Source organism: Rhodococcus sp. R1101, assembly GCF_000278445.1.
Taxonomy (GTDB): domain Bacteria; phylum Actinomycetota; class Actinomycetes; order Mycobacteriales; family Mycobacteriaceae; genus Rhodococcus; species Rhodococcus gordoniae.
Window position 1 is genome coordinate 1 of the sequence record NZ_AJVB01000208.1, and the last position, 6,525, is coordinate 6,525.

The following is a 6,525-nucleotide window of genomic DNA, read 5'->3' on the forward strand; positions in this document are numbered from 1 at the left end:
GGGTGAGACCGCGGCGACCGCGGGGGTCGCGACCACCGGTGCCGGTGCGGGAAGTACGACCGCGCCGGCGGACGTCCGCACGTCGTAGATCGCGAAGGCTCCACCGACGACCAGAGCGAGGAAACCCGCTCCCCAGATCCCGAACAGGATCTTCATGTTCCGCCGTCGCCTGGTTGCCAGTGAACCCTGCTTCTTGTTGCCGCCCTGCCCCGTCAACACGCCTCCGCTGCATCCTGCACACACTGGTCGACCAGCTACCCGCACTTCCCGCTGCCGGCCGCACACTGTCGTGACGCACTCGGGGCCCCGGTACCTGCACCTCCAGCCTAGCGCCGCGACCGTTATCCTCTCTGCGGACCATCACCGCAGATACGGATGTCGTATCCGCCGGAAAAACACCGACGAAGTGAGGCAAGGCGTGGAGTTCGAGGTCACCATCGAGATCCCCAAGGGACAGCGGAACAAGTACGAGGTCGATCACGAGACCGGACGCGTCAAGCTCGATCGTTACCTGTACACCTCGTTCGGCTACCCCGCCGACTACGGCTACATCGAGAACACCCTCGGTGAGGACGGCGATCCGCTCGACTGCATGGTCCTGCTGCCCGAGTCGGTCTTCCCCGGCGTAATCGTCGAGGCCCGTCCCATCGGCATGTTCAAGATGGTCGACGAGGCCGGTGGCGACGACAAGATCCTGGCCGTCCCGGCCGGCGACCCGCGGTGGGATCACGTCCAGGACATCAGCGACGTCTCGCAGTTCGAGCTCGACGCGATCAAGCACTTCTTCGTCCACTACAAGGACCTCGAGCCGGGCAAGCACGTCGAGGCCGCCGACTGGGTCGGTCGCGCCGAGGCCGAGGCCGAGGTGACCGCGTCGGTCGAGCGCCTGAAGAACAACGGCGGGCACTGACCCGAGCCTGCACAACGCGGATCCCCCGGACGATGTGATCGTCCGGGGGATCCGTCGTATGCGGAGTCTACTCGCCCTTGAACTGCGGCGGTCGCTTCTCGAAGACGGCGGTGATCGCCTCGGTGAGGTCCTCCGACGGCAGGAACGCCGCGTTCCACGCCGCGACGTAGCGGAGGCTGTCGTCGACCTGCGGCGAGCGGGTGTGGTCGAGGACGTTCTTGATGCCCTGGACGACGAGCGGCGGGTTGGCAGCGATTTCCGCGGCGGTCGCGTGGGCGGCGGCCAGCACTGCGTCGGCGTCGTCGTGGACGTCGTTGACGAGTCCGATCTTCTCGGCGCGGGCGGCGTCGATGTCCTTGCCGGTGAGCGCGAGTTCGCGGACGTGACCGTCGCCGATGATGAGCGGGAGCCGGGCGAGGGTGCCGACGTCGGCGACCATTCCGACCTTGACCTCGCGGACGCTGAACTTCGCGTCGGCGCTCGCGTAACGGATGTCGGCGGCGGAGATAAGGTCGACCGCTCCGCCGATGCACCAGCCCTGGACCGCGGCGACGACCGGCTTGCGGCAGTCGGCGACGGCCGTGACGGCCGCCTGCATGTTCTTGATCATCGCGTGGAAGTCCGTGCGCGGCTTCGCGAGCGCCTTGCCGGAGACGACGGCGCCGAGACTGCCGCCCATGGCGACGAGGTCGAGCCCGTAGGAGAAGTTCCGGCCGGAACCGGCGAGGACGACGGCGCGGACGTCGGGGTCGGCGTCGAGCTCACCGAACAGGACGGGCAGTTCCGCCCAGAAGTCGGGGCCCATCGCGTTGCCCTTGCCGGGGCCGATGAGCGTGACCTGTGCGACGTGATCCTTGCGTTCGACGGTGAACGCTTTCCAAGGCGAGAGATCGGACATTACCGAAGGGTAACTTGTGGATCGCCGGATCGCATCGGCACCGTCCGATCCGGGATCGCGGAAGCCCGCACATCGCACGGCGATTTTCCTACTCTTGATCCATGACCAGGTCGCTGCATCCGAACGCTCACCGCGTGTCGGACACGCTCATCGCCCGCGGCCATCACGGTCTGATCGTCCAGCAGCCGGAGACCGTGCACACCGCCGAGCAGGCCGCCGCCGCGGTGGGTGTGGAGGTGGGCGCGATCGTGAAGTCGCTCGTCTTCCTGCTCGACGACGACCCGATCCTGCTGCTCGTGTCCGGCGCGCACCGCGTGGCGGTCGACCGGACGGGCGAGCGGCTCGGCGGCGAACTCGTGCCGGCATCCCCCGACCTGGTCACGGAAGTCACGGGCCAGCCGCTCGGGGGCGTGGCACCGCTCGGTCACCCCACGAACCTGCCCACCTACGTCGACCGTGCGCTGCGGCATTACCCGGATCTGTGGGCGTCGGGTGGGTGCCCCAACACCCTGTTCCGCACCGTCTATTCGGAGCTGATGCGCATCACTGCGGCGATCGACGTCGACGTCGACTGAGCCCGTCCACCCAGCGGTACCCTCGGCACCTCCACCCGGGTACACTCTCCGTCGTGACAGTCCGAGCGTGGAGCCGCAGGCATGTCGACCTGTGCCGTACCCGCTCGTGCCTCTGTGCGGTCTGAGATCCGCACCAACCCTTCTCTTTCCGGCGCCGCGTAGCTGCGGGCCACCGCCCGCCGGCACCGTTCACCTTCCGACCAGCGGAGCCCTTCCATGACCACGTCCTCCATCGAGAACCCGGCCGACGGCTCGGTCGATTCACCTGAACTCGTTCTCATCGTGCAGATCTCGGATACGAACGCCGGATCGGCGGGTGATCTCGCAGCTCTCGCCGACGCACTGCGGGAGACCGCCCTCGATCTGCTCCCGGGTGCGCGCACCCATACCCTCCTCAGTCCCGGCCCGACCCCGCTGGTGATCGACCTGCCGGCCCGCGGGCTGGTGCTCGACAATCAGCGGGTCGAGTTGAGCCACAGCGAATTCCAGATCCTCGCCCAGCTGGTTCGCCGGCCCCGCGTCGCGGTGCCCCGCGCGGCGCTACGGCCGCTCGGTGCCGGATACCCCGAAAACGACGACTTCGACACCGACCGGGGCAACCGCAGTGTCGACGTCCACGTCTCCCGGATCCGTTCCAAGCTGGGACGTTTCGGCACCATCATCACGACTGTCCGCGGGTCCGGTTACCGGTTCGATCCCGATCCGCGCGTGCATGTGGTCGAAGCGCTCGATCGCCGCACGGCGTGAACGCACGCGAAGGAGGGGCAGGAGTCGAAAACCCTGCCCCTCCTTCGCGATACGAACTCGAGTCAGGAAGCGCGCACGGATGCCCGGGCGCCCTCGCCGAACCGGCGCAGGACCTCGACGACGGTCGGCGAGACCTCGATGAGGCCGCGCGACTCCAACCACGGCAGCGTTCCGTCGACGAGATGCTCGACGGTGAACGGCGCGACGAGCGGGATCAACGTAACGCCGTCGGCGACCTGCACGGCGTGGATGTCGGCGATCAGCCCGGCGAGACCGTGCGGCGTGCCGACGTACGACAACGTGTCGGCCTCCCCGCGGGTGGATTCCGGACGGGTGCGTCGGGTACGGGCGGTGCGGGCATCGGACGCGAGGACGACCTCGACGTCGACGAGCACGGTGACCGAATCGGGATCGCGCCCCTCCTCGGCGGCCTCCGCACGGATGCGGTCGCGCAGCTTTCCGGCCTCACGCAGGTCGGCGGCACGCACCCGCACGACGTTGGGTGCATCGGCGCTGAGGTCGAGCGGCGGATCGCCGGCACGCCCCAGGGTCAGGTCGGCCCAGTAGTCGGGTCCGGAGTGACCGGCGAGCTCGACGGCGATACGCAACGCCCGGATGGTGGCGGACTCGACGACGGCCGGGTCTGCGGTGGCCAGATCTGCGGATACAGGGGTGACGGTGGATGCGACGGGCATGGGATGCCTCTCGGTACGGGCCGCGGAGCGGCACGGAGAAATCGGCCTGTGAGCCGGAAGACTTCGAGGGAGAAGACCTTCAGTCCGAACAGATTCCCGATGCCGTACGGCAGAGGTCGACATGGCGACGGCACCAGCGTGCCGCGGCGATCGCCCTCGTCCGCTCCATGCGAATTACCCTACTGACCCTGTGGGGAATTGTCGACCGCTAGACGCACGGAGATGCGTCGGCGTCGGCCGCTCCGAGGCCGGGCCGCGTCTCCGGCGAGGGGTTCCACACGCCGTCGGTCTTCGCATGCACCCACGACGGTCCGTTCTCGACCAGCGAACGCAGCGCCCCGAGGAGCCGTTCGACGTCATCGGACGAGCTGCCGAGCCCGAGCGACGCCCGGACGGCACCGCCGGCGCGACCGACCCGCGCGAGCAGCGGGTGGGCGCAGAAACGTCCGTCACGGACGCCGATGCCGTGCTCGGCGGACAGATAGGACGCGACGTGACCGGGCTCGTAGCCCTCGATCGTGAAAGTGACGATTCCGACGCTGTCGGCCGAATCGTCCCACAGCCGAAGCACTTCCACTCCGCCGATGGCGTCCAGGCCGTCGACGAGCAGGGAGCACAGGGCCTCCTCGTGACGGGTGACCGCGTCGGAGTCGAAACCGGCGAGCGCATCGCATGCGGCGGCGAGGGCGGCGACACCGAGCACGTTGGGGGTGCCGGCCTCGTGACGCGCAGGGGCGCAGGCCCATTCGGTGTGGTCGAGGCGTACCTCGCGCACCGCACCGCCTCCGGCGAGGTACGGCTCGGCGGCGTCGAGCCAGTCGCGTCGGCCGACGAGCGCTCCCGCACCGAACGGCGCGTACAGCTTGTGACCGGAGAACGCGAGGTAGTCCACGCCGAGCGACGCGAGATCGACGCGGCGGTGGGGCACGAGCTGCGCGCCGTCGACGAGGATCCGCGCGCCGGAGGCGTGAGCGAGTTCGGCGAGCTCTGCGATGGGCAGCACCTCGCCGGTGACGTTGGAGGCACCGGTGACGGCGAGCAGGGCCGCGGGGGCGCGCTGGAGTTCGACTGCGAGGCGCCACACCGTCTCCGAGACGGTATCTGCCGCCTCGACGATGCGGGAGTTCTTCCACGGCAGTAGATTCGCGTGGTGTTCGATGTCGAGCACGACGACATCGCCGGGCACGGCACTCGCAAGCAGGTTCAGCGAATCGGTGGTGTTGCGCGTGAAGACGACGACCTGGTCGTCGTCCGCGCCGACGAAGCGCGACACGGAGGTGCGAGCGTCCTCGTAGGCGGTGGTGCTGATCCGCGAGGCGTATCCGGCACCGCGGTGCACGCTCGCGTAGAAGGGCAGCAGTTCCGTGAGGCGGTCGGTGACGGCGGACAGTGCCGGTGCGCTCGCCGCGTAGTCGAAGTTCGCGTAGGTGCAGGTGCCACCCTGGACGAGCGGAACCTGCGAGTCACAGCCGGACACGGTGGCGAACGGAGCAATGCAGGTGGTGGAGGCTACAACAGTCATGACAAATCCCTCGTGTACTCAGGGACCCGCCGGTGACGCCTACGACGGAGAGTTCTCGTCGCCGGCGGAGTCCGCGCTTGCCGTGTCCGGTGGTGGATTCACGGCCCGGTCGTCACCCGGAGCACCCCACCGCGGTTGGAGGGTTGCCGACCAGCGAGCCGGGGCTTGACGCTGGTACTCATGACCTGGCGAAGACAATGACAGGACGATCGAGCCGTGTCAACCCGTATCGCACGATGCCGACACACGTTCCGCGCACCGAACGTTCACCTGTTGTCCACCCGGACGTGAGATAACCGGAGGATCCATCGAGCAGAAGGACCCGCGGAGTTGCCAGCCATATCCTCGATCCCCGTCGGCCGGTCCCCCATTCCGGACGAATTCCTCCGCGCGTCGCACGCTCCGCCTGCACGCACCCTCGTCGACCTGCTGCGGAGCACCGCCGAGGCACATCCGGACGCCCCTGCCCTCGACGACGGCACCACCGTCCTCGAATACGCCGAACTCGTCGAGGCGGTGATCGCCGGCGCCTACGCGTTGAACGACGCGGGTGTCGGTGCCGGCGACAGGGTCGGCGTGCGCATGACGTCCGGGCGCACCGATCTGTATGTGACGATTCTCTCGATTCTCGCTGCGGGCGCCGCATACGTGCCCGTCGACGCGGACGACCCCGACGAGCGCGCCGAACTCGTGTTCTCGGAAGCACAGGTCACCGCCATCGTCACCGACGAGGGCATCGGGCCGGGTACGGCCGTCCCGCCGGGCAGCCCGGCCGTGCGGGGGCCGAACCTCGACGACGATGCGTGGATCATCTTCACCTCGGGTTCGACCGGGACACCGAAGGGTGTCGCCGTCACGCACCGCAATGCGGCGGCCTTCGTCGACGCGGAAGCACGGATGTTCTGCCGGGCAGCGCCACTCGGCCCCGGCGACCGGGTCCTGGCCGGCCTGTCGGTGGCCTTCGACGCATCGTGCGAGGAGATGTGGCTCGCCTGGCGGCACGGCGCCTGCCTGGTTCCGGCCCCCCGCGCGCTCGTCCGCTCCGGCATGGATCTCGGACCGTGGCTCGTCTCGCGCAACATCACCGTCGTCTCCACCGTGCCCACGCTCGCGGCGATGTGGCCGGCCGAAGCACTCGAGGCGGTGCGCCTGCTCATCTTCGGCGGTGAGGCCTGCCC

At 68.8% G+C, this 6,525-nt stretch carries 7 protein-coding genes, 1 pseudogene and 1 riboswitch; of the genes and pseudogenes, 4 read left to right on the plus strand and 4 right to left on the minus strand.

All coding sequences use genetic code 11. The annotated features are described in order from the left end of the window. Nucleotides 1–216 (minus strand): annotated as a pseudogene (locus R1101_RS26755) (D-alanyl-D-alanine carboxypeptidase); the annotation flags it as partial. Between the two features lie 202 nt (nt 217–418). Between R1101_RS26755 and R1101_RS0113765 the strand changes: the two are divergent. Then, entirely contained in the window at nt 419–910 is a 492-nt protein-coding gene (locus R1101_RS0113765; protein ID WP_016933994.1) for an inorganic diphosphatase, read from the plus strand. Nucleotides 911–977: 67 nt separating this feature from the next. Here the strand turns inward: R1101_RS0113765 and R1101_RS0113770 are convergent, their stop codons facing one another. Further along, nucleotides 978–1,808 (minus strand): crotonase/enoyl-CoA hydratase family protein, encoded by an 831-nt coding sequence (locus R1101_RS0113770; RefSeq protein WP_016933995.1) that lies wholly within the window; start codon nt 1,806–1,808, stop codon nt 978–980. Between the two features lie 101 nt (nt 1,809–1,909). On the opposite strand from R1101_RS0113770, the gene R1101_RS0113775 reads away from it, so the two are divergent. Together R1101_RS0113775 and R1101_RS0113780 are read left to right on the plus strand one after the other, a co-directional pair. Further along, nucleotides 1,910–2,383 carry a YbaK/EbsC family protein gene (locus tag R1101_RS0113775; protein ID WP_026003252.1) on the plus strand — a complete coding sequence of 158 codons (474 nt, stop codon included), beginning with the start codon at nt 1,910–1,912 and terminating at the stop codon, nt 2,381–2,383. 216 nt (nt 2,384–2,599) lie between these two features. Continuing rightward, nucleotides 2,600–3,130 carry a winged helix-turn-helix domain-containing protein gene (locus tag R1101_RS0113780; RefSeq protein WP_016933997.1) on the plus strand — a complete coding sequence of 177 codons (531 nt, stop codon included), beginning with the start codon at nt 2,600–2,602 and terminating at the stop codon, nt 3,128–3,130. A 62-nt stretch (nt 3,131–3,192) separates the two neighbouring features. Here the strand turns inward: R1101_RS0113780 and R1101_RS0113785 are convergent, their stop codons facing one another. Both R1101_RS0113785 and R1101_RS0113790 read right to left on the minus strand, forming a co-directional pair. Further along, nucleotides 3,193–3,825 carry an LLM class flavin-dependent oxidoreductase gene (locus R1101_RS0113785; protein WP_016933998.1) on the minus strand — a complete coding sequence of 211 codons (633 nt, stop codon included), beginning with the start codon at nt 3,823–3,825 and terminating at the stop codon, nt 3,193–3,195. A 208-nt stretch (nt 3,826–4,033) separates the two neighbouring features. After that, nucleotides 4,034–5,347, minus strand: coding sequence for an aminotransferase class V-fold PLP-dependent enzyme (locus tag R1101_RS0113790; RefSeq protein ID WP_026003253.1), 1,314 nt, complete (start codon nt 5,345–5,347; stop codon nt 4,034–4,036). Between the two features lie 68 nt (nt 5,348–5,415). Beyond that, nucleotides 5,416–5,533, minus strand: a riboswitch (SAM riboswitch). A 144-nt stretch (nt 5,534–5,677) separates the two neighbouring features. Here R1101_RS0113790 and R1101_RS26760 point away from each other — a divergent pair. After that, nucleotides 5,678–6,525, plus strand: an 848-nt coding sequence (locus tag R1101_RS26760; RefSeq protein ID WP_037223378.1) for an AMP-binding protein, incomplete at its 3' end; no start/stop codon positions are given.

Excerpts from the sequence above, each read along its gene's own strand:
- R1101_RS0113770 (WP_016933995.1), bottom strand. The coding sequence starts at position 1,808 with ATGTCCGATCTCTCGCCTTGGAAAGCGTTCACCGTCGAACGCAAGGAT.
- R1101_RS0113775 (WP_026003252.1), top strand. The coding sequence starts at position 1,910 with ATGACCAGGTCGCTGCATCCGAACGCTCACCGCGTGTCGGACACGCTC.
- R1101_RS0113780 (WP_016933997.1), top strand. The coding sequence starts at position 2,600 with ATGACCACGTCCTCCATCGAGAACCCGGCCGACGGCTCGGTCGATTCA.
- R1101_RS0113785 (WP_016933998.1), bottom strand. The coding sequence starts at position 3,825 with ATGCCCGTCGCATCCACCGTCACCCCTGTATCCGCAGATCTGGCCACC.
- R1101_RS0113790 (WP_026003253.1), bottom strand. The coding sequence starts at position 5,347 with ATGACTGTTGTAGCCTCCACCACCTGCATTGCTCCGTTCGCCACCGTG.